Annotated in this window: 24 protein-coding genes; 13 read left to right on the top strand and 11 right to left on the bottom strand. The window is 37.9% G+C overall.

The features are described 5' to 3' along the window. Positions 1-20: 20 nt before the first annotated feature. Both ACFO5T_RS10410 and ACFO5T_RS10415 read right to left on the bottom strand, forming a co-directional pair. Positions 21-455 carry an Hsp20/alpha crystallin family protein gene (locus tag ACFO5T_RS10410; protein WP_375253675.1) on the bottom strand — a complete coding sequence of 145 codons (435 nt, stop codon included), beginning with the start codon at positions 453-455 and terminating at the stop codon, positions 21-23. Between the two features lie 121 nt (positions 456-576). After that, positions 577-972, bottom strand: a complete 396-nt coding sequence (locus ACFO5T_RS10415) for a TerB family tellurite resistance protein (RefSeq protein ID WP_298348496.1) — start codon at positions 970-972, stop codon at positions 577-579. 137 nt (positions 973-1109) lie between these two features. On the opposite strand from ACFO5T_RS10415, the gene ACFO5T_RS10420 reads away from it, so the two are divergent. The 5 genes from ACFO5T_RS10420 to ACFO5T_RS10440 all read left to right on the top strand — a co-directional run bounded on the left by ACFO5T_RS10420 (position 1110) and on the right by ACFO5T_RS10440 (position 5583). Beyond that, complete coding sequence (locus tag ACFO5T_RS10420) at positions 1110-2117, top strand: amidohydrolase family protein (RefSeq protein WP_380034177.1); 1008 nt, start codon at positions 1110-1112, stop codon at positions 2115-2117. A 145-nt stretch (positions 2118-2262) separates the two neighbouring features. Further along, positions 2263-2490, top strand: a complete 228-nt coding sequence (locus ACFO5T_RS10425; protein ID WP_380034179.1) for a hypothetical protein — start codon at positions 2263-2265, stop codon at positions 2488-2490. A 102-nt stretch (positions 2491-2592) separates the two neighbouring features. Then, complete coding sequence (locus ACFO5T_RS10430) at positions 2593-3285, top strand: response regulator transcription factor (protein WP_375252152.1); 693 nt, start codon at positions 2593-2595, stop codon at positions 3283-3285. After that, the gene (locus ACFO5T_RS10435) at positions 3285-4013 is read left to right on the top strand and encodes a DUF3307 domain-containing protein (protein WP_380034181.1); all 729 of its coding nucleotides are present in this window, start codon (positions 3285-3287) and stop codon (positions 4011-4013) included. Before ACFO5T_RS10430 ends, ACFO5T_RS10435 begins: the two co-directional genes overlap by 1 nt. A gap of 70 nt (positions 4014-4083) precedes the next feature. Next, on the top strand, positions 4084-5583 hold the full coding sequence (locus ACFO5T_RS10440) for a S10 family peptidase (RefSeq protein ID WP_380034183.1): 1500 nt from the start codon (positions 4084-4086) through the stop codon (positions 5581-5583). 126 nt (positions 5584-5709) lie between these two features. Here ACFO5T_RS10440 and ACFO5T_RS10445 read toward each other — a convergent pair whose 3' ends face one another. Continuing rightward, the gene (locus ACFO5T_RS10445; RefSeq protein WP_380034184.1) at positions 5710-6582 is read right to left on the bottom strand and encodes a M57 family metalloprotease; all 873 of its coding nucleotides are present in this window, start codon (positions 6580-6582) and stop codon (positions 5710-5712) included. Between the two features lie 374 nt (positions 6583-6956). Beyond that, the gene (locus ACFO5T_RS10450) at positions 6957-7607 is read right to left on the bottom strand and encodes an LON peptidase substrate-binding domain-containing protein (protein WP_380034186.1); all 651 of its coding nucleotides are present in this window, start codon (positions 7605-7607) and stop codon (positions 6957-6959) included. A gap of 139 nt (positions 7608-7746) precedes the next feature. Here ACFO5T_RS10450 and lysA point away from each other — a divergent pair, with 139 nt between their 5' ends. The 3 genes from lysA to ACFO5T_RS10465 all read left to right on the top strand — a co-directional run bounded on the left by lysA (position 7747) and on the right by ACFO5T_RS10465 (position 10776). Further along, complete coding sequence (gene lysA / locus ACFO5T_RS10455) at positions 7747-8952, top strand: diaminopimelate decarboxylase (RefSeq protein WP_380034188.1); 1206 nt, start codon at positions 7747-7749, stop codon at positions 8950-8952. Positions 8953-8998: 46 nt separating this feature from the next. Next, positions 8999-10138, top strand: coding sequence for a serine hydrolase (locus ACFO5T_RS10460; RefSeq protein WP_380034190.1), 1140 nt, complete (start codon positions 8999-9001; stop codon positions 10136-10138). A gap of 74 nt (positions 10139-10212) precedes the next feature. Further along, positions 10213-10776, top strand: a complete 564-nt coding sequence (locus tag ACFO5T_RS10465; RefSeq protein ID WP_380034192.1) for a PhnA domain-containing protein — start codon at positions 10213-10215, stop codon at positions 10774-10776. 102 nt (positions 10777-10878) lie between these two features. On the opposite strand, the gene ACFO5T_RS10470 is transcribed toward ACFO5T_RS10465, so the two are convergent. From ACFO5T_RS10470 to ACFO5T_RS10485, 4 genes are all read right to left on the bottom strand, one after another. Continuing rightward, positions 10879-11826 carry an NAD(P)H-dependent flavin oxidoreductase gene (locus tag ACFO5T_RS10470; protein ID WP_380034194.1) on the bottom strand — a complete coding sequence of 316 codons (948 nt, stop codon included), beginning with the start codon at positions 11824-11826 and terminating at the stop codon, positions 10879-10881. Next, a complete protein-coding gene (locus ACFO5T_RS10475; protein WP_380034196.1) occupies positions 11826-13439 on the bottom strand; it encodes a S8 family serine peptidase in 1614 nt (537 codons plus the stop codon). Before ACFO5T_RS10475 ends, ACFO5T_RS10470 begins: the two co-directional genes overlap by 1 nt. A gap of 46 nt (positions 13440-13485) precedes the next feature. Further along, positions 13486-14679 (bottom strand): tRNA 2-thiouridine(34) synthase MnmA, encoded by a 1194-nt coding sequence (mnmA, locus tag ACFO5T_RS10480; protein WP_380034198.1) that lies wholly within the window; start codon positions 14677-14679, stop codon positions 13486-13488. 209 nt (positions 14680-14888) lie between these two features. Beyond that, on the bottom strand, positions 14889-15581 hold the full coding sequence (locus ACFO5T_RS10485) for a toxin-antitoxin system YwqK family antitoxin (protein WP_380034200.1): 693 nt from the start codon (positions 15579-15581) through the stop codon (positions 14889-14891). Between the two features lie 69 nt (positions 15582-15650). On the opposite strand from ACFO5T_RS10485, the gene ACFO5T_RS10490 reads away from it, so the two are divergent. Beyond that, positions 15651-17051, top strand: coding sequence for a fasciclin domain-containing protein (locus ACFO5T_RS10490; protein ID WP_380034202.1), 1401 nt, complete (start codon positions 15651-15653; stop codon positions 17049-17051). A 137-nt stretch (positions 17052-17188) separates the two neighbouring features. Here ACFO5T_RS10490 and ACFO5T_RS10495 read toward each other — a convergent pair whose 3' ends face one another. Next, positions 17189-19216, bottom strand: a complete 2028-nt coding sequence (locus ACFO5T_RS10495) for a dipeptidyl-peptidase 3 family protein (protein ID WP_380034204.1) — start codon at positions 19214-19216, stop codon at positions 17189-17191. 87 nt (positions 19217-19303) lie between these two features. Here ACFO5T_RS10495 and ACFO5T_RS10500 point away from each other — a divergent pair, with 87 nt between their 5' ends. Both ACFO5T_RS10500 and crcB read left to right on the top strand, forming a co-directional pair. Then, positions 19304-20335 (top strand): SRPBCC family protein, encoded by a 1032-nt coding sequence (locus tag ACFO5T_RS10500; RefSeq protein WP_021778772.1) that lies wholly within the window; start codon positions 19304-19306, stop codon positions 20333-20335. Positions 20336-20341: 6 nt separating this feature from the next. Then, positions 20342-20713: a fluoride efflux transporter CrcB gene (gene crcB / locus ACFO5T_RS10505; protein ID WP_021778771.1), complete on the top strand. Its 372-nt coding sequence runs from the start codon at positions 20342-20344 to the stop codon at positions 20711-20713. 16 nt (positions 20714-20729) lie between these two features. Here crcB and ACFO5T_RS10510 read toward each other — a convergent pair whose 3' ends face one another. After that, a complete protein-coding gene (locus tag ACFO5T_RS10510; RefSeq protein WP_021778770.1) occupies positions 20730-21224 on the bottom strand; it encodes a YkgJ family cysteine cluster protein in 495 nt (164 codons plus the stop codon). A gap of 23 nt (positions 21225-21247) precedes the next feature. On the opposite strand from ACFO5T_RS10510, the gene ACFO5T_RS10515 reads away from it, so the two are divergent. Continuing rightward, complete coding sequence (locus ACFO5T_RS10515; RefSeq protein ID WP_380034207.1) at positions 21248-21958, top strand: class I SAM-dependent methyltransferase; 711 nt, start codon at positions 21248-21250, stop codon at positions 21956-21958. Here ACFO5T_RS10515 and ACFO5T_RS10520 read toward each other — a convergent pair. Continuing rightward, positions 21951-22481, bottom strand: a complete 531-nt coding sequence (locus ACFO5T_RS10520) for a DUF2059 domain-containing protein (RefSeq protein WP_380034209.1) — start codon at positions 22479-22481, stop codon at positions 21951-21953. The two genes, ACFO5T_RS10515 and ACFO5T_RS10520, sit on opposite strands and share 8 nt — an antisense overlap. 43 nt (positions 22482-22524) lie before the next feature. Between ACFO5T_RS10520 and ACFO5T_RS10525 the strand changes: the two genes are divergently transcribed. Continuing rightward, entirely contained in the window at positions 22525-23298 is a 774-nt protein-coding gene (locus ACFO5T_RS10525) for a zinc metalloprotease (RefSeq protein ID WP_380034211.1), read from the top strand. The last annotated feature ends 32 nt before the right edge of the window (positions 23299-23330 follow it).

Genomic DNA, 23330 nt, shown 5'->3' on the forward strand with positions numbered 1-23330 from the left:
AAACTAACCAACCAAATTTATTATTGTATCTCAATTAATCTTGAAGGCTGCACTTGAGCTTCTTCACGCTTAGGTAAAGAAACCGCAAGAACACCATCTGTATAACTTGCTGTGATTTTTGCCGTATCTACAGATTCTGGTAAATTAAATGAGCGTTTAAAAGAAGCATAGTTAAACTCTCTACGAGTAAATTTTGCTGTCTCTTTTACTTCTTCCTCTTTCTTAATTTCTGAGGAGATTGTAAGTAAGTCATTGTCAAGGTTTATATTAAAATCTTCTTTCTTTAAGCCCGGAGCGGCTACGTGAAGCTCAAACGCGTCGTCTTTTTCTATAATATTTACAGAAGGTGTTGCGTTTGTAAATGTGTTTGTTCTCCCTCCTAGCCAGTCTGTGTTAAGTAATTCTTCAAAAACAGATGGTAAGTATGGTGCGGTATTTTTTCTAACTAATGTCATAACTATAATTTTTAAATTGTTTTCAAATTTGTACAGCTATAGACAAATTCAGTTCCAACACTAAAATTATGACGTTATGACACATTTTAAAATTTAAATAGTGACTTTTTGTCGCTTTTTATTAATTGTAGAATCTTTTAAAGATTTCTACAAGACGTTCTGACGGTATAAGTTTACCATCATAATTACCCATCTCCCCTAGTATTTGTTCTACCGCCTCTGGTCGTATACCTAGTTTGAGACCATAATTTCTAAGGGCATCAATCTCTACAAAATGTGTTTGCTCATCTACATTCATTACGAGCAATAATCTATGAAACTGTGTGATGCGCTGTAACTCTGTACTAAAAACCATTTCCTGCAGCGGATTTTTAATAAGCTCATCTACCGCCTCCTTAGATATCTCAAGACGCTTTGCAACCTCGAGTATAAAGTGATATTCACGCTCGTGCAAGTGGCTATCTGCTTTTGCCATAGCAATCATATCTGATATAATTTGTAGATTTTCGGTAGTCATTTATAATGGTTTAATGGCGCAATGTAACTTTTATTTTGGAGTCATAAAAATGTTTTGGTTGCTGTATAATTTGTAGTTTTAGGGGATTAATTACGCTTTCGCGAAAGCGTAACTCACCTAGTATCTAGACCTATTATATGAATCTATCTGTACGCTTTTACTATTTAATTGCTTTTGTAAATCTTAGTATTCTAAACGCTTGTCAAGAGCAAACTACTCAAAACACCTATGACCTCGCCATAAAGAACATCACGATTATAAATGAGAAAGGAATAAGTGATGGCGATCTTTACACAGTTTATATTAAAGATGGATTAATAGCCGAGATTGACCCACTGGACACTTCAAAATCCTTATTTGCCACAAAGGAAATAGATGGAAGTGGCAAGTATATTTTACCTGGGTTTTGGGATAATCACACACATTTTAGAGGAGGATCTAAACTGATTACTCAAAACGAACTTTTTTTAAAGCAGTTTATAAAGTACGGTATCACTACTGTAAGAGATGCAGGTGGTGATCTTACACCACAAGTACAGCAGTGGAACAAAGAGATACAAAATGGCACACGCATAGGTCCTACAATTTATACTTCTGGACCTAAGCTAGATGGAAAAAATGCACGCTGGGCAGGATCTATAGGTGTTTCTAACAGCAATGAGATAAGCAAAGCATTAGACTCATTACAATCTATAAATGTAGATTATGTAAAGCTTTATGACAGTACACTATCTGGAGAGCAGTACCTAGAGATTATAAAACAAGCAGAGTCTCGCGGTATGATAACTTCTGGACATATGCCATTTACCGTCACCCTTGATGAAACTATAGATGCGGGCATAGACAACATTGAGCATCTGTATTACATCTTAAAGGGCTGCTCATCTCAAGAAAAAGAAATCACAGCACAAATAAAAGAAGGTAAACTAGGCTTTTGGAATAGTATGGAGCAGCTTATAGCAACCTATGATGAGGATACCGCGCAGCGCACTTTTAAAAAACTCAAAGACAACAATGTATATGTCACTCCTACCCTTTTTATAGGCGACATTCTGAGCTATATGGACGAGGTAGATCACAGTAATGATACATACCTAGCGCTGCTAGAAGAAGATTTTATCGCGACCTATAAAGGAAGCACTTAACGCTACTCCAGAAGCAATACAACGCCGAAAAGATTTACAAGTATTCTTCTTAACGCTAGCCAAAAAACTTAATGACGCTGGAGTCACTCTCCTTGCTGGCTCTGATAGTGGTGCTTACAATTCATATACCTACCCTGGGCCGTCGTTGCACGGAGAGCTTAAAGAACTTACACGAGCAAATATTAAACCTGCAACAGCGCTTACTGCTATGTATGAGGGAGCGCGTTTTTTAAATAAGACTTCATACTCCTTTTCTAAGGGAGGTATTGCAGACTTGGTAGTACTTAATAGCAACCCACTTGAGGATACAAATGCAACAAAAGATATCTGGCTTGTTATTAAAAACGGAGCAGTCGTACGTAACAAAGATTAATCTATAAGCCAAAAAACTTATAAAATACTTTTATAAGTAAATACACTTATAAATATGCATTATAAGTAAATATGCTTATATTTGAATAATTAAACCATCTAAGTGAAAGACAAACAACATATCGTTATCTCTGGAGACTTCATTGCTTACACAAGTTTAAGTACAGATGAAAAGAAAATTCTTGAGCAATCACTGTACAAACTGTTTAGCCAGCTTCAAGAAAAATTTGACACCTTCTCTAGACTCATAAAGGGTGACTACCTAGAGTGTGTAGTGCCAGATCCTGCAAATGGACTCTCTGTGATGCTTGCTATAAAGACTTTTATTAAGTCTCTAGAAATAGAAGAAAAAGCAGATAATAACAGATCAAAAGTATTCCAGACGTACAGTATACGTCTCGCAATGGGTCTAGGCACTTTAGATCGTTTTGACATTGCAAATAATGTCATAGATGGCGACGCCATCTATAGAAGTGGTCGCGCTATAAGCGACGAGAGCACACACAACAAGGAGCGTATGGTTATAAAAAACACGCTATTCTTTAGCTCAAAAAATAAAGATCTCACCTTTAATATAGAAACCATACTCGCACTGCTAGATCACCTGCTCGCCAGAGCTACAAGTAGACAAAATGAAGTGTTGTTTTTAAAAATTATGGGTAACAGTGAGAAGATCATTGCAAAGCAGTTATCTGTGAGTCAGTCATCTATAAACCAGCACTCGACCGCCTCTGGGTGGAACGGTATGGATAAATCTATTCGTTATTTTTCTCATCTTTTAAGCGCACTTACTTAATGGAAATTATCACGTTAATTACCCTACAGACTATAGCTCACCTACTGGCAGACTATACCTTTCAATCTAAGAAAACAGCAAAATCTAAGGCAAAAAAGGGGTTTAAAAGTAAGTATCTCAAGTGGCATATATTAATCGTTTTTGTGTGTTCTTACCTACTCTCTTTTGATTATAGATTTCTTCCTGTAGCCTTGATTATAGCAGGATTACACTGGGTGATAGACGGTTTTAAACCTCAAATGCTTGCTAGTAAAAGACTATATAAAGGAGCCTTTTTTATAGATCAGTTATTGCACATTCTTATATACGCGCTAGTGAGTACTGCCTTTGTGCAATTGTTACAGTGGCAACCTATACTTATAGATACTCTACATTTAAAATACATAAGCCTAGTAGCCGCATTTCTGTTTTGTACAAAGCCGGCTAATATCCTTATTAAAGAAATTTTCACCCTCTTCTCTGTATCATTTACAGAGAAGTCACAAGACTTACCTAATGCAGGTAGACTCATAGGTATCACAGAGCGCTGGCTCGTGCTTGTACTTATTATTATCGGCCAGTTTAGCGCTGTAGGCTTTTTAATTACCGCAAAATCTATCTTAAGATTTAAAGATGGTGATTACCTTAAAACCGAATACGTACTAATAGGCACAATGCTCAGTTTTGCCATTGCGATTGCTTCTGCACTTATTCTCACGCTGTTTATTTTCCCCTTACTACCACGTTAAAAATTTCCCAATTTTAAAATAATAGAATGGCAGTTGGTATTTTAGGAGCCACAACCAAAATATCCAACATATGTATTTCAAACACCTATTAACGGGGTTGCTTGTTGTTTCCGCTTTCGCGAAAGCGTATTCTCAAAAAATCCCAGTCCCGGTAGACACCACAATTGTCACAAAACACACCACCACCATAAAGGGAAAAACCATTCCTTATATAGCAACTGCAGGGTTTCAACCCGTTTTTGATCAAGAAGGAACACCAGTAGCTAGTCTACTTTACACCTATTATAAAAGGTCTGATATAAAAGATGATCAAGAGAGACCACTAGTAATCTCTTTTAATGGAGGGCCAGGCTCTGCCTCTGTATGGATGCACATTGCATACACAGGGCCACGCATCTTAAAGATAGATGATGAGGGCTACCCTGTACAACCCTACGGTATAAAAAGCAATCCTAACTCGATACTTGACGTGGCAGACATTGTTTTTGTAAACCCTGTAAATACAGGATACAGTAGAATGTTACCTAATGAGAAAGGAGAAATGCCAGATAAGAAACAATTTTTTGGCGTTAATGCAGATATTAAATACCTAGCAGACTGGGTAAACACTTTTGTTACAAGAAATAATCGATGGAGATCACCTAAGTTTCTTATAGGAGAAAGCTACGGTACAACAAGAGTTTCTGGACTTGCCGCAGAGCTTCAAGACAGTAAATGGATGTTTATAAATGGAGTGATACTTGTATCGCCTACAGAAATAGGTTTTGACTTTGACGGTCCTGTAGAAGTAGCAAACAGGCTTCCATATTTTACTGCGGCTGCCTGGTACCATAATATGTTACCACCAGCATTACAACAAAAAGACCTTACAGAAGTACTAGCCGAAAGTGAAGACTATGCTGTAAATGAACTCCTGCCACTTATTGTAAAGTCTGGTTACCTAGATGCATCAAAAAAAGAAGCTGCAATCAAAAAAATGGCATATTATTCTGGTCTTTCTGAAAAAACTATACGCCAAAACAATCTTGAAGTACCCTTTAACTACTTCTGGAAAGATCTCTTAAGAGATCGTGATGGCCTTACTATAGGTAGACTAGACTCTCGCTATAAGGGAATGGATGTAAAAGAATCTGGAGACCGACCAGATTATAATTGCGAGCTCACCTCGTGGTTACACTCATTTACTCCAGCGATAAATTACTACTATAGCCAAGAGCTAGGATTAAAGACAGATCTATCTTATAATATGTTTGGCCCAGTACGACCTTGGGACAGATCAAACAATAATGCAGGACCAAGTCTACGCAGAGCGATGGGTGTAAACCCTAACCTTAATGTAATGATACAGAGCGGTTATTATGACGGTGCTACGACTTACTTTAATGCTAAGTATGTGATGTGGCAGCTTAATGCTAGCGGTAAACTAGCAGATAGATTAAGCTTTAAAGGTTATAGATCTGGACATATGATGTACTTACGTAATGAGGACTTAATCAAGGCAAATGACGATATACGTGCATTTATAAAAAAATCATCTATCGGCATTGAAAAAGGTGCGATGCATAAATAAGAGATGACCTATGGATGAGAATTACGCTTTCGCGAAAGCGTAAAAATAACCAACAATAAAAACGCCCTATCTAAAAAAGATAGGGCGTTTTGCTTAGGTACTATTTAAATTTGAAAACCTTAAACTTTAGTACATAGCACGCAAAGCAGTAACATCGGCGCTGCTAAACTCTCCATCCTCATTATTTGAGAAACAAGCTTGCATTATTGAGTCAAAATCTCTTGTAGGAGTACCTGGTAACTGCACAGCACCTGTAGATCCTGCAGACTCTCCTCCACCGCTACCACAGCTCTGACGATCGTAGTAATCTGAGTGACGGAAACCTATAGAGTGACCTATCTCGTGTGTAATTACGTGCTCATTAACATTTGTACTAGAACCTTCAAGGTTGTAAATCTGTACAAATTTATTAGGACGTCCTTGTGCATCTGGAAAACCTGCTACACCTCCAGAACCAGAGTTATTTGCAGAGTTATCATAAACAACCATATCGCTGTTTGAGAAGTTTGTTCCAAACGTAAGTCTAAAACGTAGCGCAGATCCTGAGATACGGTTAAAGTTATTTACTGCCCACTGTAAAGCTGTTCTACCTTTATTAGTAAGACCAAATTGATCATTACCTGTGTAACCTATAATGTCTATTGTTCTGTTTGCTCCAGTTACTAGATTGAAAGTTCTAAACTGGCGCTTGTCGTTAACCTGCATTTGTTGTAGTTCTTTCTCTGTAGTAACAATGTCATCACCTATGTAGATACGCTGCTCTACAGTACCATCTGGAAGGTGGAAATCTCCTTTTGTGATAGCAGCTATATCTATAGCCATACCACGCACTTGATCAATAATAGCTTGATCTGTAACCTCAACACGATTGTTTTCGATTACTACTTCTACATTTGCTTGATCGTCTTGAATAGCATCTGCCTCATCTTTTTCACAAGAGGTAAATGATACCGCTACTAGTGCTAGTGCCATCGCACTAAATTTGAATTGATTTTTCATTTTGGGTTGCATATTTTAGGATTAATATATGATCCAAAATTAACTTATTTTAACATTAATAATTGCCAATAATCAAGACTACAACGTTTTCGTAACTATTTTTATCATATAACTATGTTATTTATTGCATTATTAATAATTCAATAAAGGAAATCCTTTATTGAATTTTAACAATCTGATTAACAACAACTTCAAGGGATATGGAGTCGTGATTAATCTAGTAAATTGGTAGAGATTAGCCCCGTTAACGTCAATAATTACATTAAGATGAGTGTAAAGTGACTATTAAGAAAATGCTAAGAAAATATCATTTTTAAGGATTTGATAATTTATCAGACATTTTATTATAATCCTGTATATTCAATAAGAAAAACCTATTCTAACTTATAATCTTTAAAGTCTAATGGATCAAAGTTTTTAAAATGTCCATTTAGTTTAATAAGCTCTTTTGTTCTATTTACAGATTTAAGTGTAGGTATAGCTGCTTTTAAATGTGCTATGAGATAATAAAAACAATCACTTTCTGAAGAAATTTGTAATAATTCATATTGCTGCTGCATATTGAGTCCCATTTTTTGTGCAAACCTAAAAGCACTTATAGTTTGTACAGCAACCTCTGGTGTTTTTACATCAAGTAAGTCATAAAATGTAGTAAGTAGTTTTACAAATTCTTTTTTGAGATCTAGAGATGCATTATGCTCAAAAGGTACGTATACCACTTCACCTCCAGCATAGAGCCGCTTACCTAGCGTGCTGTAAAAGTCCACTAGTTTAAACACACGCAGTCCTTTACATATAATATCTGCAGCCCCAGATGGGTATCGCTTTACAACCTGCATTACCTGCATCTCTGTGCCATAAGATAAGGTGTTATTAATATAAGTAGGAATCCCAAAGGTGATATTACTCTCCTCACAGTCCTTAAGTAATTGCTGGTATCGCTCTTCAAAAATATGCAAAGAAAGTAGCTCACCTTGATAGGCAACCATCTCAAGAGGAAACATAGGTAAAACAGCTGTAGTCATTGTTTTTATTTTGAAATGTACAAAAGCCTATGCAGGCTGTTATATAATGAACATTTTTTAACCTTATTGTTCAACATTTACAACAAAAGTATTCTCTCTATTTATAGAAGACAGTTAATTTTACTTTAAATATAAAGTGATGACTAATAAAGACCTCTTAGACGTAGTAAAAAACTACGGAAGCCCTGTGTATGTGTATGATGCAGACACAATTACAGCACAATATAATAGACTTACAAACGCCTTTAAAAGTGTAAAACAGTTACGCCTTAACTATGCCGTAAAAGCGTTAAGTAACTTGTCTATTCTTCAACACTTAAAAGGACTGGGGTCAGGCCTTGACACGGTATCTATACAAGAAGTGCAACTTGGTCTTAAGGCTGGCTTTACACCAGATCGTATCATTTTTACTCCTAACGGGGTATCTCTGGGAGAAATAGAAGAAGTAGCAGCAATGGGCGTGCAAATCAATATAGATAACCTATCTATATTAGAGCAGTTTGGGACAAAACACCCAGAGACACCTGTATGTATACGTATCAACCCTCACGTGATGGCAGGAGGTAATACAAATATCTCTGTAGGACATATAGATAGTAAATTTGGCATTAGTATCCACCAGTTACCACACGTACTGCGCATTGTAGAAAATACGGGTATGAATATAAACGGTATACATATGCATACCGGTAGTGATATACTAGATATAGATGTCTTTGTGTATGCTACAGAAATCCTTTTTGAGACGGCAAAGCAGTTCAGCGACCTTACGTTTATTGACTTTGGTAGTGGTTTTAAAGTGCCTTATAAAGAAGGAGATATAGAAACCAATATTGAGGAGCTAGGAGAAAAATTAGGGAAACGTTTTAACGCTTTCGCGAAAGCGTATAAAAAACCATTAACCCTCACCTTTGAGCCAGGTAAGTTTCTGGTAAGTGAGTCTGGTAAATTTCTAGTACAGGTAAACGTAGTAAAGCAAACTACCTCAACAGTATTTGCCCAAGTAGACAGTGGTTTTAACCATCTTATACGACCTATGCTATACGGTAGCCAGCACGAGATACACAACATAAGCAACCCTAACGGAAGAGAGCGCTTTTATAGCGTGGTAGGCTACATCTGTGAGACAGATACCTTTGCAAACAACAGACGCATCGCCGAAATTTCTGAAGGAGACATTCTCGCTTTTGATAACGCAGGTGCCTACTGCTTTACGATGGCAAGTAATTACAATAGCCGTTACAGACCTGCAGAGGTACTCATAAAAGGCGGTAAAGCTCACCTTATACGCAAGCGAGAGACCTTTGATGATCTTATTGCAAATCAAGTTCTCATAGAAGAATAGTAATGATATATTTTATAAAAAGACCAGCCTTAAGCTGGTCTTTTTTATGAATACTAACTACATTTATAATATGAGATATGTACTTATATTATGTTTATTTGTGGCAAGCTGCTCTACACCCATAGAGAAAGCCCTTAACTCATCTAGCCCGCTTATCACAAGGGTTACAGATAGTATAGACAAATACGAAGTCCAGATTCTTTTTACTCAGATTGACTCCACAGATAGTGGTGAAGTGCAGTTTACAGATTACAGTTATGGACTCAATGAACAAAATTACTTTTACCCAGCAAGCACTGTAAAACTTCCAGTTGCCGTACTCGCCGCAGAATATGCAGATGCTAGAGAAGATATAACCCTAGATACACCTTACATCATAGACGGTGATGAGGAGTTGCATAGCATAAGTGATGATCTACGACAGATTTTTGCCGTAAGCGATAATAAAGCTTATAACCGTCTTTATGAATTACTAGGTAGAGATTATATAAACTCCCGCTTACGCGAAAAAGGCTACACACAAACTACCATACAACATAGACTAGCTACACCTGAAGCAGCAGTTAATGCTAGAAAAACAATTCAATTTTTCCCAAGCTATACAGCCGAAAGTATTATTATCACAAATAAAGAAGATAAAGACCTCATTGCTAACAATGTGGTAGGTAATAAAAAAGGACTGGGCTATATTGAAAATGGAAAACTTGTAAATGAGCCTATGGATTTTGGTTTAAAAAATCACTTCCCATTACAGGAGCAACATCATTTTGTAAAAAGTCTGGTATTCCCCAACTCTTTTGAAACCTCAAAAAAGTTTGAATTATCTGAAACATCAAGACAAAGAGTACTTAAGGCTATGAAAACGCTCCCGCGTGATGCAAAGTATAATCAAGAAGAATACTACGACAGCTATGTAAAATTCTTTATGTATGGAGACGTAACAACGCCCATCCCAGATAATATACATATCTATAACAAAGTAGGGTTTGCATACGGCACGCTTACAGAAACAGCATATATTGAGGATACTCAAAATGATATACGCTTTATAATCTCTGCCACCATACTTGTTAATGACAATCAAATTTTTAATGACGACACTTATGAGTATGAGCAAATAGGTATTCCCTTTCTCGCTCAATTAGGACGTGAATTTTACGAGCAAGAAAAAGAGCGAAAGGAATAACTAGCTTACGGCTAAATTTTGTTTCTTCGCGCTATTACCCTACATATTCTTTTTATCAATAAAAACTAATTGCCGTGAGCTTAAGAGAACTTAATAAACGTACCATCATTTGTGAACTTTGTAGTAATGAGTATGACCTCTCCCCTTTTATAGTAGTTCCTAAAGAAGAAGATATACTCGCTTGCAAGACTTGTATTACTCAGATAGAAAATCCTGAGGAGGTAGATGTAAATCACTGGCGCTGTCTTAATGATAGTATGTGGAGTACTGTACCAGCTGTACAGGTCGTGGCGTGGCGTATGCTTACTAGACTTCGTAAAGAAGGCTGGCCACAAGATCTTCTTGATATGATGTATTTAGAAGAAGAAACCTTAGAGTGGGCAAAAGCCACAGGTGAGCATATAGAAGAAGATGAGAATACAGTAATACACAAAGACGCAAATGGTACACGCCTTGCAAATGGTGATAGCGTCGTGCTCATAAAAGATCTTGATGTAAAAGGAGCAAACTTTACAGCAAAGCGTGGAGAGTTTATGAAAAACATAAGTCTAGTACACGATAATGCAGAGCATATAGAAGGTAGAATACAAGGGCAGCAAGTTGTTATTGTAACAAAATATGTAAAAAAGAGCAACTAGTAAATAACAAGGTTAATACATCTCAAAGGTGTATAAAACCAATAAAAAAAGGCCAACTATCTAATGTGATTGTTGGCCTTTCTCTAATCTATAATAGTAGTATTACCAGTTATCAAAATTGAGTAATGCATTTTTTGCCTCCGTATACTCCGCTATCATATCGCTCACTATAGTTGCAGCAGGTTTTATGTCATTTATAAGTCCAGATATTTGTCCTATTTCAAGTTCTCCTTGATCTAGGTCTCCCTCAAACATTCCTTTCTTTGCTCTTGCACGACCTAATAATTGAACTAGTTGCTCTTTAGTAGGTGCAGTAGTATATAATGCTGCTACCTCTTCATAAAATTTATTTTTTATAAGTCTTACAGGCGCCAGTTCTTTAAGAGTTAATACCGTATCTCCCTCTTGAGTATCTATAATGGCTTGTTTAAATAATTGATGCGCGCTAGACTCATCACTTGCTGCAAACCTACTTCCTACCTGTACACCATCTGCTCCTAGTGTCATTGCAGCAAGCATACCTCTACCCGTAGCAATACCACCAGCTGCAATAAGAGGTACATCTATCTTATCTTTTACCATAGGGATGAGTGTAAAAGTTGTTGTTTCCTCACGACCATTATGACCACCCGCTTCAAAACCTTCGGCTACAACGGCATCTACACCAGCTTCTTGAGCCTTTAGTGCAAACTTCACACTACTTACTACGTGTACAACCTTAATACCGTGCTTCTTTAATTCTTTAGTCCAAAGCTTTGGATTACCTGCGCTTGTAAAAACAATAGGCACCTTATAGTCTACTACAGTCTTCATATGCTCTTCTATGTTAGGGTACAACATAGGTATATTAACCCCAAAAGGTTTATCTGTAGCTTTCTTGCACTTCTCAACGTGCTCTACAAGCACATCTGGATACATAGAAGCAGCACCTATAATACCAAGACCGCCAGCGTCACTTACAGCACTAGCAAGACGCCATCCCGAGTTCCAAATCATTCCTCCCTGTATAAGAGGATATTTTATTTTAAATAACGAAGTAATTCTATTCATTAGGACTTTATAAATTTTTGTGTAATGAGCGTGGTACCATCATTAATCTGTATGAGATACACTCCTTTTTTTAGATTTGCTATAGGTAGATAACTTGCCTGAGACTCTACTATTTTTGTTGCTACGAGTTTTCCAAGAATATCATAGATATATACATCTACTTTGCTTACATCTTCAGGAAATACTATCATCGCAATCTCCGAGGCAGGATTAGGCACGATTTGGTACGTGCTCTTATTATTATAATCTTCTAGAGTTAATAAATCATCTAGTGCTGCGCCAAAATCTGGTATTCCGTACCCAAGCTGTGCCGTAGGGTTCGTGTATAGAGAAGCAGACTCCCTCACTATTTGCATAACATCTGCATTAGTACGTTGCGGGTTTGCTTGCCAAAAGCTTGTGATAGCTCCCGCCATTATAGGTGAGCTAAAGCTCGTACCATTGTTTGTAGTTATGTTATTATTTTGATCTATCACAGCACTACCAGCACCCTTTGCAACCACATCTGGTTTGATACGACCATCACTAGAAGGACCTATACTACTAAAACTCGCATAATCGCCGTTTTCATCTACAGCTCCTACCGTAAAAGATCCAAAAGCATCTGCTGGAGCACTTATCATCCCATTACCACTGTTACCAGCACTAGTTACCACAAGCATTCCTTTTTCAAAAGCGAGATTTGTGCCGCGCGATATAAAGGTAGTCTGGCCATCCATATCTTCATACGTATAGTCATAATCTGGATTGTCAAAAGTGCGATAGCCTAGTGAGGTATTTATAACATCTACACCCAGACTATCTGCTCGCTCTGCTGCTTCTACCCAGTAAGACTCCTCTACGGGATTTTCACTAGCTACATCTTCTGTACGGAAACAATATACAGCAGCATCTGGAGCTGTTCCCACAAACTCATCTTCTACAAACCCTACAATATCGCTCAACACTCGTGTACCGTGACTGCTATTTGAAAATGCAAACTCATTATCTTCTCTACTTACAAAATCATAACCATCCAGTAACTTTCCTGCGTCTCTCAATCGTGCAAAACCTTCATTTTCATCAACTCCAGGAAAACCAGAATCCATAACGGCTATAACCATCCCCTCACCTGTATAATCTTGTAGATGTAACTCATCTACCGATAGCATAGTAACTTGATTATCTGTCGCCCCATACTCAAAAACTACTCTACTTTGAGATTGGAGAGGATCTTCTTTAGAAAAAAGTAATGGTGTCGCAGCTCTGGTAATACTCTTATTTGCATACTCAATGGCACTAACAAATGGTAGGCTTTCTAGTGTTGCTATCTGGGTTTCTGTACCACGTACGTGTACACAGTTCATCCATTTTGATTTTGCAAGCACTGTAATGCCTGTTTGTGATTTTATCTCAGTAATGTAACTTTCATTCACAGGGACATCACGCTCATCTATAATAACACCGTGTAGTTCTTTACGATCAAGTGCTTCTTGTGAGAGTATTGTTATTGGGTTTTCTAGGCTCTGGGTGACATTTTCTTTATCTACAAAATAAACCCAGGCATCTTGTGCCTCTTGGGCATTTGTGTAAAAGCATACAAACAGTAGACTTAAAAATAATAGGGATCTCATAGCGACATAGTTTATGAGCCAGGGCTCGTAGGATTTCGTACGTAAGTTACGAAATAACCCCAGAACCAAGACACTCCTCACCGTGATGCCAGGCTACAAATTGCCCCTCGGCTATGGCTGTTTGCGGATTGTCAAATATGACATACATACCCCCATCTACTCTATATAAAGTGGCTTTCTCAAGAGGTTGACGGTAACGTATGCGTGCCTCTACCTGCATTGTCTCATCTACCGCAAGTGTAAGATCTTCTCGTATCCAGTGTATCTCTTCTTCCTTTACAAAAAGTCCTTTACGATATAAACCTCTATGGTTTTTACCTTGACCGGTGTATATCACATTATCCTTTACATCTGTATCTATTACAAAGAGTGGCTCTACCGTTCCGCCTACGCCTAGTCCTTTGCGCTGGCCTATGGTAAAATAATGAGCCCCTTGATGCTTCCCTACTACTTTTCCTTCGGCTACGGTATATGATGGTTTTTTTACAAGGTTTTCTAATTCCGCTTTCGCGAAAGCGTTACTAGCCTTATCCCCACCCGCAACTTCGGGTATAACGGTTTCTGGCACCTCAACGATAACGCCTTCCTTAGGTTTAAGCTGCTGCTGAAGAAAATCTGGCAGACGTACCTTCCCTATAAAACAAAGTCCCTGAGAATCTTTCTTACCCGCAGTAACGAGTTCTTGTTGCAGTGCAATGTCACGTACCTCTGGCTTTTGTAAATAGCCTATAGGAAACAACGTTTTTGCCAGTTGCTCCTGCGATAGCTGACATAAAAAATAAGATTGATCTTTATTATTATCTGCCCCAGCGATAAGTTGGTATACTGTCTTACCATCTACCTCTATAGATGATTTCTGACAGTAATGTCCCGTTGCGACGTAGTCTGCACCCAGTGAAAGTGCAATTTTCATAAACACGTCAAATTTAATCTCGCGATTACATAGAACATCTGGATTAGGCGTGCGACCCATCTCGTACTCTCTAAACATATAATCTACAATGCGTTCTTGATACTGCTCACTAAGATCTACCGTTTGAAAAGGGATTCCTAACTTTTCGGCAACAAGCATCGCATCGTTACTATCATCTAGCCACGGGCACTCGTCAGAGATTGTTACAGAGTCATCGTGCCAGTTTTTCATAAAAAGGCCTATCACATTGTATCCCTGCTCCTTAAGCAAGTATGCTGTAACACTACTATCTACTCCTCCACTTAGACCTACTACTACCGTTTTCATAACTTTTACTTAGATATTGTATACTCAATAGTCCCTTTTGAGACTCGCATAAAGTGCCTAGAAACACTTAAAAAAATTGTGGCGCAAAATTACGAAATAACAAGCCATTATAAGAATGACAAAATGTTACTTTTATACGCACTGTATAACTACTTATATACTCTAGTCTATTGTAGTAGTAACTGCTATGATTTCCTTACAGAACAGTACTATTGTACGCCTATTTTATTACGAGGATACTTAATCTCCTTGTCTACTTGACCATTTTTATAATACTTCCAGAGGCCGTGTTTTCTATTATTCTTATAATTACCCGCTACTTCTTTCTCTCCATAACCGTTATAGAAGATGGCTGGCCCTTCTAGCTTATCTTGTTTATAGGTCACACTTTTAAGCACCTTTCCCTCTTCTGTATATGTGTTAGCCTTTCCTTCTTTGTTTCCATCTACATATTGCTCGACAAGTGCCGGAAGTCCGCTTATAAAAAAGACATTGCGCTGTCCATCAAGAAGCCCATTTTTATACTGCTCTTTTATCATAATTGTGGAGCCGTCTTGGTGATATGACAGCCACTCACCTTGTCTTTTACGGTTCTTCATCTTACCTGAACTTACTTTCTTTCCCTCTGTTGTATAAAAAGTAACATCTACAAAAGGTGAATCTGTCGTATATTCTTTTATAGCAGTGGGATGGCCACCACTAGAATCAAAAAATTTAAATACGCCTATTTCTTTACCGTGGTTAAAAGATCCAGTATATCTTAATTGTTTTGAACTCTCATAGGTTTTTTGCCATTCGCCGTGACGCTTTCCAGCAGCGTCATATTGATTAATTTCTTGAGCGGCTGTAACACACTGAAAATGAACTACAATTAGGAATAAGCAAACTGTTAATTTTGACATTTTAACTATTTATTGGGATTATTTTTTGTTTATCTATTTTAGTTTTACACTAAACAAAAACTACAAACTATGAAAAATTTATTTAATCTTACAAAACTAGCATTTCTTGCTTTAACGCTATTTGTCTCAGTATCGTGTGATGATGATGATGATAATGGAAATATTATCGAAGGAGAAAGCAACACTATTGCAGACTTTGTTGCAGCAAATGAGGACTACAGTTCTTTACTAGCTGCACTTCAACAAACAGATCTAGATGCAACACTTGCTGGTAATGGAACATTTACAGTATTTGCCCCTAACAATGCTGCATTTGAAACCTTCTTAGACGGAGCAGCCTTAGAAGACGTAGATACAGACGTACTAAGACAAGTACTACTTAATCACGTTCTTAACACGACGCTTACATCTACAGACCTAACAACGGGTTATGTAACAAATCTCGCAACAGAGCCTTCTTCTAATGCTAATATTAGTTTATATGTAGACACAACAGATGGGGTGGTTCTAAATGGTCAATCATCTGTGACTACACCAGATATTGAAACTGATAATGGTGTTATACACGCTGTAGATACGGTAATAGCCTTACCTACCATAGCAACATTTGCCACAACAAATCCTGCATTAACCTCACTAGTTGCGGCACTCACAGATGAGGGAAACACAGCGTTTACAACACTACTTAGCGACACAGAACAAGACTTTACAGTTTTTGCTCCTACTAATGATGCGTTTGACACATTTCTTGATGGTGCAGCACTAGAAGATGTAGATAATGATGTACTAGCACAAGTATTATCTAACCACGTGGTACCTGGCGCAGTTGCCATCTCTGGGACACTTACTAATAGTTATGTAAATACTGCAGCTACCTTTAATGGTGAGGCAGATGCACCTTTAAGCTTATATATTAATACAGATAACGGTGTTACTCTTAACGGTGGGTCTGATGTAATCATTGCAGATATTGTTGCAGTAAATGGTGTTGTACACGTAGTAGATACTGTAATAGGGTTACCAGATGTAACAACATTTGCTACGGCAGATCCTAACTTTTCTACATTAGTATCAGCGCTTACTGCAGATGCATCATTTGGATACGTAGGTGCTTTACAAACTCCTAATGGAACAGATCCTGCGCCGTTTACTGTGCTTGCTCCCGTAAACACGGCTTTTGAAAATTTACTTACTGATCTTGGTGTAGATTCTCTAGATGATATTGATACTGCTACACTCGCTGCTACACTCGAACTACACGTTATTGCTGGAGCAAATGTAAGAGCAGAAGATCTTGCTGGTCTTGATGGAATGATGGTAGAAACACTAGGCGGTACAAATATTACTATACAGGCAGATCCTGCAGCGGCAATTGATCCAGATAATGGTGAGAACCCAATAGTTGCTACAAATGTACAGGCTACAAATGGCGTTATACACGCTGTAAGTAGAGTATTAAGAGATTTATAATATCCCTCAAAACTTTGTTTAGATAAGCTCCATTGTACTTCTCATACGGTGGGGCTTTCTTTATTTTATGAATTAAAAAAGGCTCTCTTTCAATGTTGAAAGAGAGCCTTTTTACTTTTCGCGAAAGCGTTATAACACTATTTTAGTGATCCATACTTAGATGCATATTCTAGCATTTGTGACTCAAAGCTCTCTGGCTGCTGGATAGAAAAACCAGTGATCTCCTCACCATCCATAGTAGGCACAATAGCTGGGTTTACAAAACCGCTGTAAGGTGCGCTTTTAAACTGGCTGTTGCGGTCAAGCACTTCTTTGTGAATGTCTTGATCTACTTGTACTCCATAATCTTCTACAAGATTTTTTGCAGCTTCATAATCTCCTTCAGAAGTGATGCGTTGTGTCTCTCTAAGAAGTTCTCCAAAAATCTCACGCAGCTTTACATAGTCATTTATGTTATAGTATGTCTTACCATCTCTAGTAACTTTTTCTATCACATTATCTTCTAGACCGCGCTCGTAAGACCAAGCACTCACCCACTGGCGATTTACCATATGTGCTTCTTCTACCATATCACCAAGTTCTAAACGTATAAGTTGCGTCATAAGACCGTTACGTATGTAACCGTCATAAGCAGCCTTACCCGTTTTCTCCCAGTCTTCTACAAGACCTAGTTCTTGAAGTTTTGGATCCATAAGATAGTATAACCCAAAAAGGTCTGCTCTACCCTCTTCTATGGTAGACTTATAACGTTTAAGTGTTTCCTTAGGTGTCCCTACTCCTTTATTAATTTGACCAGAGGCGTGACCTACTACTTCGTGTAGCGCTGTGTGAAGTTTATCTCCTAGTTGACCATATTGCTCCTCTAGCGCAATCTCTTCTTCATCGTGTGCAAACTCTTTAAGACGTCCAGAACTTCCCGCATTGTTATATGCGTTTATTATGTTACCTAGCGATACAGACTTACTACCGTGGGTCTGGCGTATCCAGTTATTGTTAGGTAAATTTACTCCTATAGGTGTAGAAGGTGATGCATCTCCGGCCTCACCAGCAACAATTACTGTTTTATAAGAAACACCTTTTACAGTTTCTTTTTTATGCTCTGGCATAAGTGGTGAGTTGTCTTCAAACCATTGTGCCTCTGTTGAGAGTACAGCCATCTTTTTTGACATATCAAAATCTTTGATTTGTACGATGGTTTCATAAGATCCCTTATATCCCTTAGGATCATTATATACTTCTATAAAGCCGTTTATCCAGTCTATATTTCCCTCGGTAGAAGTTGCCCAGGCAATACAGTAATCATCCCAAGTGTCTAGACTTCCCGTCTGGTAGTACTCGATAAGTAATCCTAAGGCTTTTTCTTGTTGCTCATTTTCGGCAACAGTTTTTGCTTTTTCTAGCCATCCTATAATATTATCTATCGCCTCTCCATAAAGACCGCCACTTTTATAAACTTGCTCTACAAGTTTTCCGTTTTCTTTTACTAGACGTGTATTAAGTCCTTTTTCTATAGGCTCATTTGCATCTACTTTTATGGCGTCATAAAACTGCTCTGCCTCTGCTGTGGTAACATCTGGGCCATAAAAATTTATCGCACTCTCAAGTACAATATCTGCATCTTTAGAGAGGTTTACCTTCTTGCTGTCTTTATCATTAAAAAGTACATCAAAAGCTTCACCTTCCAGCGTAGCACCGCTCTCTGCAAGCACTTTTTTAAGATACTCTGGTGAGAAGGCAGGTTTCATCTTTGCATTACTATAGTGGTGGTGTATCCCGTTTGCAAACCAGATTCTCTTTAGGTATGTTTCAAACTGCGCCCACTCTTCGCCTGTTTTTTCAACCTTATCTGATGTATATACAGTCTCAAGAGCCTCTCTAATAGCAAGATTATGTCTGTAGTTTTGAGCCCACATAATATCACGACCAGCAAGACCAGCCTGTGTCATATAGTACACTAGCTTTTGCTCTTTTAGTGTAAGATCTTCAAATCCTGGTATTTGATAACGTAGTATTTTAATATCTGCAAACTGACCTACTGTAAAATCAAAGTCTGTGGTGGCGGTTTTTTCCGCTTTCGCGAAAGCGTTATCACCCTTCTTGTCTTCTGCGCATCCTATTGCTACCATAGCGGCAATGGCAAGTGCGTATACTCCTTTATATTTCATATGTTTTGTGTAAATAATGGTCGTAAATATAACGAAATTCCACACGATGAATTTTATTATCTTTACCCATAAACCAAAACATCACCAATGAAATTTTTAAAATTCTTCCTTTTTCTTATTCTTATCGTAGTTATAGGAGGTGCTATTTATTTTGGTACACAAGACGGCACTTATCAAATAGAATCTACACGCACGATGAATGCACCAAAAGAGGTGATTTATGATATTGTAAACGAGTATAAAACGTGGGAAGACTGGGGACCTTGGAAAAAAGAAGAGCCTACAATGGTTTTTAACTATGCAGATAAAACATCTGGCGAGGGTGCTTCATACAGCTGGCAAGGTGAGATGGATGGTAGTATGACTACCACAGAGGCTATACCTCATACTTCTATAAAACAGGATATGACTTTACAAACTCCAGGTGGAGAGCGCAAGCCAGAGGTTTACTGGACTTTTGAAACTACACCAGAACTAGCAACCATCGTTACCTGGGGTATACAAGGAGAGCATACACTTATGGATAAGGTGTACTATGCCATCACAGGTATGGACTTTGATGGTGATATGATGGCGATGTATGATGAAGGGCTTACAGGACTGGAAGCTGCAGCCAGAAAAGAAATCTCAAAATACACTGTTAATGTAGATGGTATCACGCAATACAGCGGCGGTTTTTACCTTTATAGAACTACCTCTGCAAAGGCTAATAAAGTTTCTCAAATAATGGGTGAGAATTATGGTGGTATTACTGCTTTTATGAATGAAAACAACATCGCAATAAGTGGGATGCCATTTACTATATATAATGAGACGCTAGATAATGGTGATGTTATTATGACTAATGCCCTACCGGTAAGAGAAAAAATAATTGTTGCAGGTGATGCAAACGTCTTTAGTGGTTATATGCCTACGGTTACTGCTGTAAAGGCAACCTTACGTGGCAATTATGTTAACCTAGGTGAAGCCTGGGCAACAGCGATGCAATATGTACAAGATCAAGGATACACATTATCAAGCGAAAAGCCATTTGAGGTGTACGTAACAGATCCTCAAAATCACCCTAACCCTGCAAACTGGGTGACAGAGATTTATGTACCTATAGAAGATATAAAATAAACCAATTTGAAATCGCTCTTACTCGTTTTTATAGGTGGTGGCACTGGCAGTGTAGCCAGATATCTATTAGGTAAATACCTTAACAGCACAACAACGGGAATACCTTATGGGACCTTTGCTGCAAACGTGCTGGGTAGTTTACTTATAGGTATCATTTTAGGGTGGGCGCTTAAAAACAATTCGCTTTCTAGTAATACAGCCTTGCTACTGGCTACAGGATTTTGTGGCGGGTTTACGACCTTCTCAACCTTTGCTTATGAGAACCACGTGTTTCTTAAATCTGGAGACTTTATGACTTTTGCACTTTATGCTATCGCTAGTTTTGCGCTAGGGATACTTGCGGTCTTTGGCGGTATGGAAATTGCAAAGGCTTTATAGCTTTAAAGTTATATTATTACAACTTAATACGCTTTTTCATTTCTTCTACGATATTAAAGGCAGCTGGGCACATTTTTACGTTTTCTAACGTGAGCTTAGAGATTTGCTGAAACTTTTTTCTATCCGTGTGCGGAAACTCTCTGCAAGCCTTAGGGCGCACCTCATATATAGAGCAGTAATTATCTGCTCCTAGAAAGGTACACGGGGTTTCCTGCAGTACATAGTCCTTATCTTCATCTACTCTCAAATAAGTTTTAATAAAATCAAATTCCTTCATTCTGAAGTGTTTTGAAATACGCTGTATATCCTTATCTGTAAATAAAGGTCCTGTGGTTTTACAACAATTTGCACACGTAAGGCAGTCTGTTCTTTCAAACTCCTCTTCGTGCAATTCTTGCATTATGTAGTCAAGTTTTTTTGGCGGTTTATTGCGCAGCTTTGCAAAGAATTTTTTGTTCTCATTCTGCTTATCTTTGGCCAGCTGTGGGAGGCTTTTTAATACTTCTTCCATCGCGCAAAGGTAATAATAAAGGTATGGGTACAAAGGTAGATATTTTTGGGGCAGCGCTTCTTGATTTTATGAATGATGAGTATACAGAAGATATTGTGGTACACTCCTCTATAGCCGAAGATGATGTGATACCCGTTCCTTATCTATTCAGAGATTTTAAAGAAATGCCTTTACTTGAACAGAAAGCTTTAGAACTTTCTAAAGGTAAAATACTTGATATAGGCAGTGGTGCTGGTAGCCATAGTCTCTGGTTACAAGAGCAAGGCCTTGATGTTACTGGTCTTGATATAAGTGAGGGGGCTGTTACGCTTTCGCGAAAGCGTGGTCTTAAAAATTCTATACACGAGGCTTTACTTGATCACAAGGGCACTTACGACACGCTACTATTACTAATGAACGGTACGGGAATATTTGAAAAAGTGCAAAAAATAGATAGCTATTTAAAACATCTCAAATCACTACTATCGCCTGAAGGGCAAATTCTCATAGATGGTTCTGATATTGTCTATATGTTTGAAGACGAAGATGGTGGTTTCTGGGTAGACACCCATCGTGATTATTATGGTGAAGTTACTTACAGTATGAGTTACAAGGGTGTGCAGGGAGACACTTTTGACTGGTTATATCTAGATTATGCAAAGCTTGAGTGGTATGCAAAAAAAAATGAGCTCAAGTGTGAGCTCATTTTTGAAGGTGATCATTATGATTATCTTGCAAGGCTATCGCTTACATAGAGTAACCCTTTTCGGCAAGTTTATCTACCATAGAGCGATATAAATCTCTACTCCATATTTGAGAAATCTCACCTATATTTTGTGCGATATCTGGCTCTGCCATTAATATTTTTTGTCCTGTAGGTGTATTGTAAAATACAGAAGCTTCTTTTTGCTGTTCATAATCTAGCGCTGTTCTATCTGCAAGTAACTGGCGACCTGTACCTGTTTCATAAAAGGCAAGCATATTCTGGATATCCTCGTGACTATATGTCCCTCTGTAAGCAGAAACTAGCATATTTAATACACGCTCTACCTGTTTTGGAGAGTCTGCTTTAAGCTCTGTCCATACAGATTCTGGCACATTCTGACTTTCGTATTGCTTTTTAAGAAGATCAAAAAGACCATCTGTAGCATTACTATATTGTGCCTCTGTTCCGTTTACTTTAAAATAAGCAAGTACATCTTCGTGATAACTAGTATCTTGAGCCTGAATAGTCAGAGAAGAAATAAAAAATATGGCTAAAAGTAATTTTTTCATCATTTTTACGATTAAATTATAGCGATAAATATAGAACATATAACATATGAAATCCTCACAATATCTCACATTTTTAATCCTTATCCTTACTATCGCTTTAGGTTGTAGTGACGATGATACAACAACTGTTCCAGAAACAAATGAAAATGCCGCAAACCAACAACCTCTAGGAAGCTCTGCTGCAGAACTACTATCTAGTGAGGACTTTACAAGTATGCGTGTAGAGATAGCTTACCCACAAGGTTTTAGACCTACACAGCAAACCCTAGATTTACTCTTACCATTTTTAGAAGAAAGACTGGATAAACCAGACGGTATTACAATGGTAGAATCTATTATAACAACAGATGAAACTGGACCTTATGATATAAACGAGATAGTAGCTATTGAGGATGCGAATAGAACGGTGTTTAACAATGGTGATGAACTAGGCGTGTGGCTTTTCTTTTCTGACGAGCGCAGCGAGGGAGACAGTGGTAACTCTGTAGTACTAGGCTCTGCGTATAGAAATACGTCTATGGTTATTTATGAGAAAACCTTTATTGAACTGGCAAATAACTCTACTACACCTATTAATAGAACACTTATAGAGACCTCTACTATACGTCACGAGTTTGGACACATATTTGGTCTTGTAAATACGGGAACGCCAGATTTATCTGGTCACGAAGATTCAGATAACACTAGACATTGCAATGTAGAGGACTGCCTTATGTATTTTCAGACAGTAACAAATTCCTTTAATACAAGCTCAATAGAAAGCATACCAGATTTTGATGATTTATGTATTCAAGATCTACAGGCCAACGGTGGATTATAGATTGTACTACATAAAAAAATAAAAGGGCGATT

This window comes from Dokdonia genika (genome assembly GCF_042652845.1).
In the GTDB taxonomy this organism is placed as follows: Bacteria; Bacteroidota; Bacteroidia; order Flavobacteriales; family Flavobacteriaceae; genus Dokdonia; species Dokdonia donghaensis.

What these genes read in the sequence shown, in the direction of transcription:
- ACFO5T_RS10410 (WP_375253675.1), bottom strand. Translation starts at nt 455, where the DNA reads ATGACATTAGTTAGAAAAAATACCGCACCATACTTACCATCTGTTTTT.
- ACFO5T_RS10415 (WP_298348496.1), bottom strand. Translation starts at nt 972, where the DNA reads ATGACTACCGAAAATCTACAAATTATATCAGATATGATTGCTATGGCA.
- ACFO5T_RS10420 (WP_380034177.1), top strand. Translation starts at nt 1,110, where the DNA reads ATGAATCTATCTGTACGCTTTTACTATTTAATTGCTTTTGTAAATCTT.
- ACFO5T_RS10435 (WP_380034181.1), top strand. Translation starts at nt 3,285, where the DNA reads ATGGAAATTATCACGTTAATTACCCTACAGACTATAGCTCACCTACTG.
- ACFO5T_RS10440 (WP_380034183.1), top strand. Translation starts at nt 4,084, where the DNA reads ATGTATTTCAAACACCTATTAACGGGGTTGCTTGTTGTTTCCGCTTTC.
- ACFO5T_RS10445 (WP_380034184.1), bottom strand. Translation starts at nt 6,582, where the DNA reads ATGAAAAATCAATTCAAATTTAGTGCGATGGCACTAGCACTAGTAGCG.
- ACFO5T_RS10450 (WP_380034186.1), bottom strand. Translation starts at nt 7,607, where the DNA reads ATGACTACAGCTGTTTTACCTATGTTTCCTCTTGAGATGGTTGCCTAT.
- lysA (WP_380034188.1), top strand. Translation starts at nt 7,747, where the DNA reads ATGACTAATAAAGACCTCTTAGACGTAGTAAAAAACTACGGAAGCCCT.
- ACFO5T_RS10460 (WP_380034190.1), top strand. Translation starts at nt 8,999, where the DNA reads ATGAATACTAACTACATTTATAATATGAGATATGTACTTATATTATGT.
- ACFO5T_RS10470 (WP_380034194.1), bottom strand. Translation starts at nt 11,826, where the DNA reads ATGAATAGAATTACTTCGTTATTTAAAATAAAATATCCTCTTATACAG.
- ACFO5T_RS10475 (WP_380034196.1), bottom strand. Translation starts at nt 13,439, where the DNA reads ATGAGATCCCTATTATTTTTAAGTCTACTGTTTGTATGCTTTTACACA.
- mnmA (WP_380034198.1), bottom strand. Translation starts at nt 14,679, where the DNA reads ATGAAAACGGTAGTAGTAGGTCTAAGTGGAGGAGTAGATAGTAGTGTT.
- ACFO5T_RS10485 (WP_380034200.1), bottom strand. Translation starts at nt 15,581, where the DNA reads ATGTCAAAATTAACAGTTTGCTTATTCCTAATTGTAGTTCATTTTCAG.
- ACFO5T_RS10490 (WP_380034202.1), top strand. Translation starts at nt 15,651, where the DNA reads ATGAAAAATTTATTTAATCTTACAAAACTAGCATTTCTTGCTTTAACG.
- ACFO5T_RS10495 (WP_380034204.1), bottom strand. Translation starts at nt 19,216, where the DNA reads ATGAAATATAAAGGAGTATACGCACTTGCCATTGCCGCTATGGTAGCA.
- ACFO5T_RS10500 (WP_021778772.1), top strand. Translation starts at nt 19,304, where the DNA reads ATGAAATTTTTAAAATTCTTCCTTTTTCTTATTCTTATCGTAGTTATA.
- ACFO5T_RS10510 (WP_021778770.1), bottom strand. Translation starts at nt 21,224, where the DNA reads ATGGAAGAAGTATTAAAAAGCCTCCCACAGCTGGCCAAAGATAAGCAG.
- ACFO5T_RS10515 (WP_380034207.1), top strand. Translation starts at nt 21,248, where the DNA reads ATGGGTACAAAGGTAGATATTTTTGGGGCAGCGCTTCTTGATTTTATG.
- ACFO5T_RS10520 (WP_380034209.1), bottom strand. Translation starts at nt 22,481, where the DNA reads ATGATGAAAAAATTACTTTTAGCCATATTTTTTATTTCTTCTCTGACT.
- ACFO5T_RS10525 (WP_380034211.1), top strand. Translation starts at nt 22,525, where the DNA reads ATGAAATCCTCACAATATCTCACATTTTTAATCCTTATCCTTACTATC.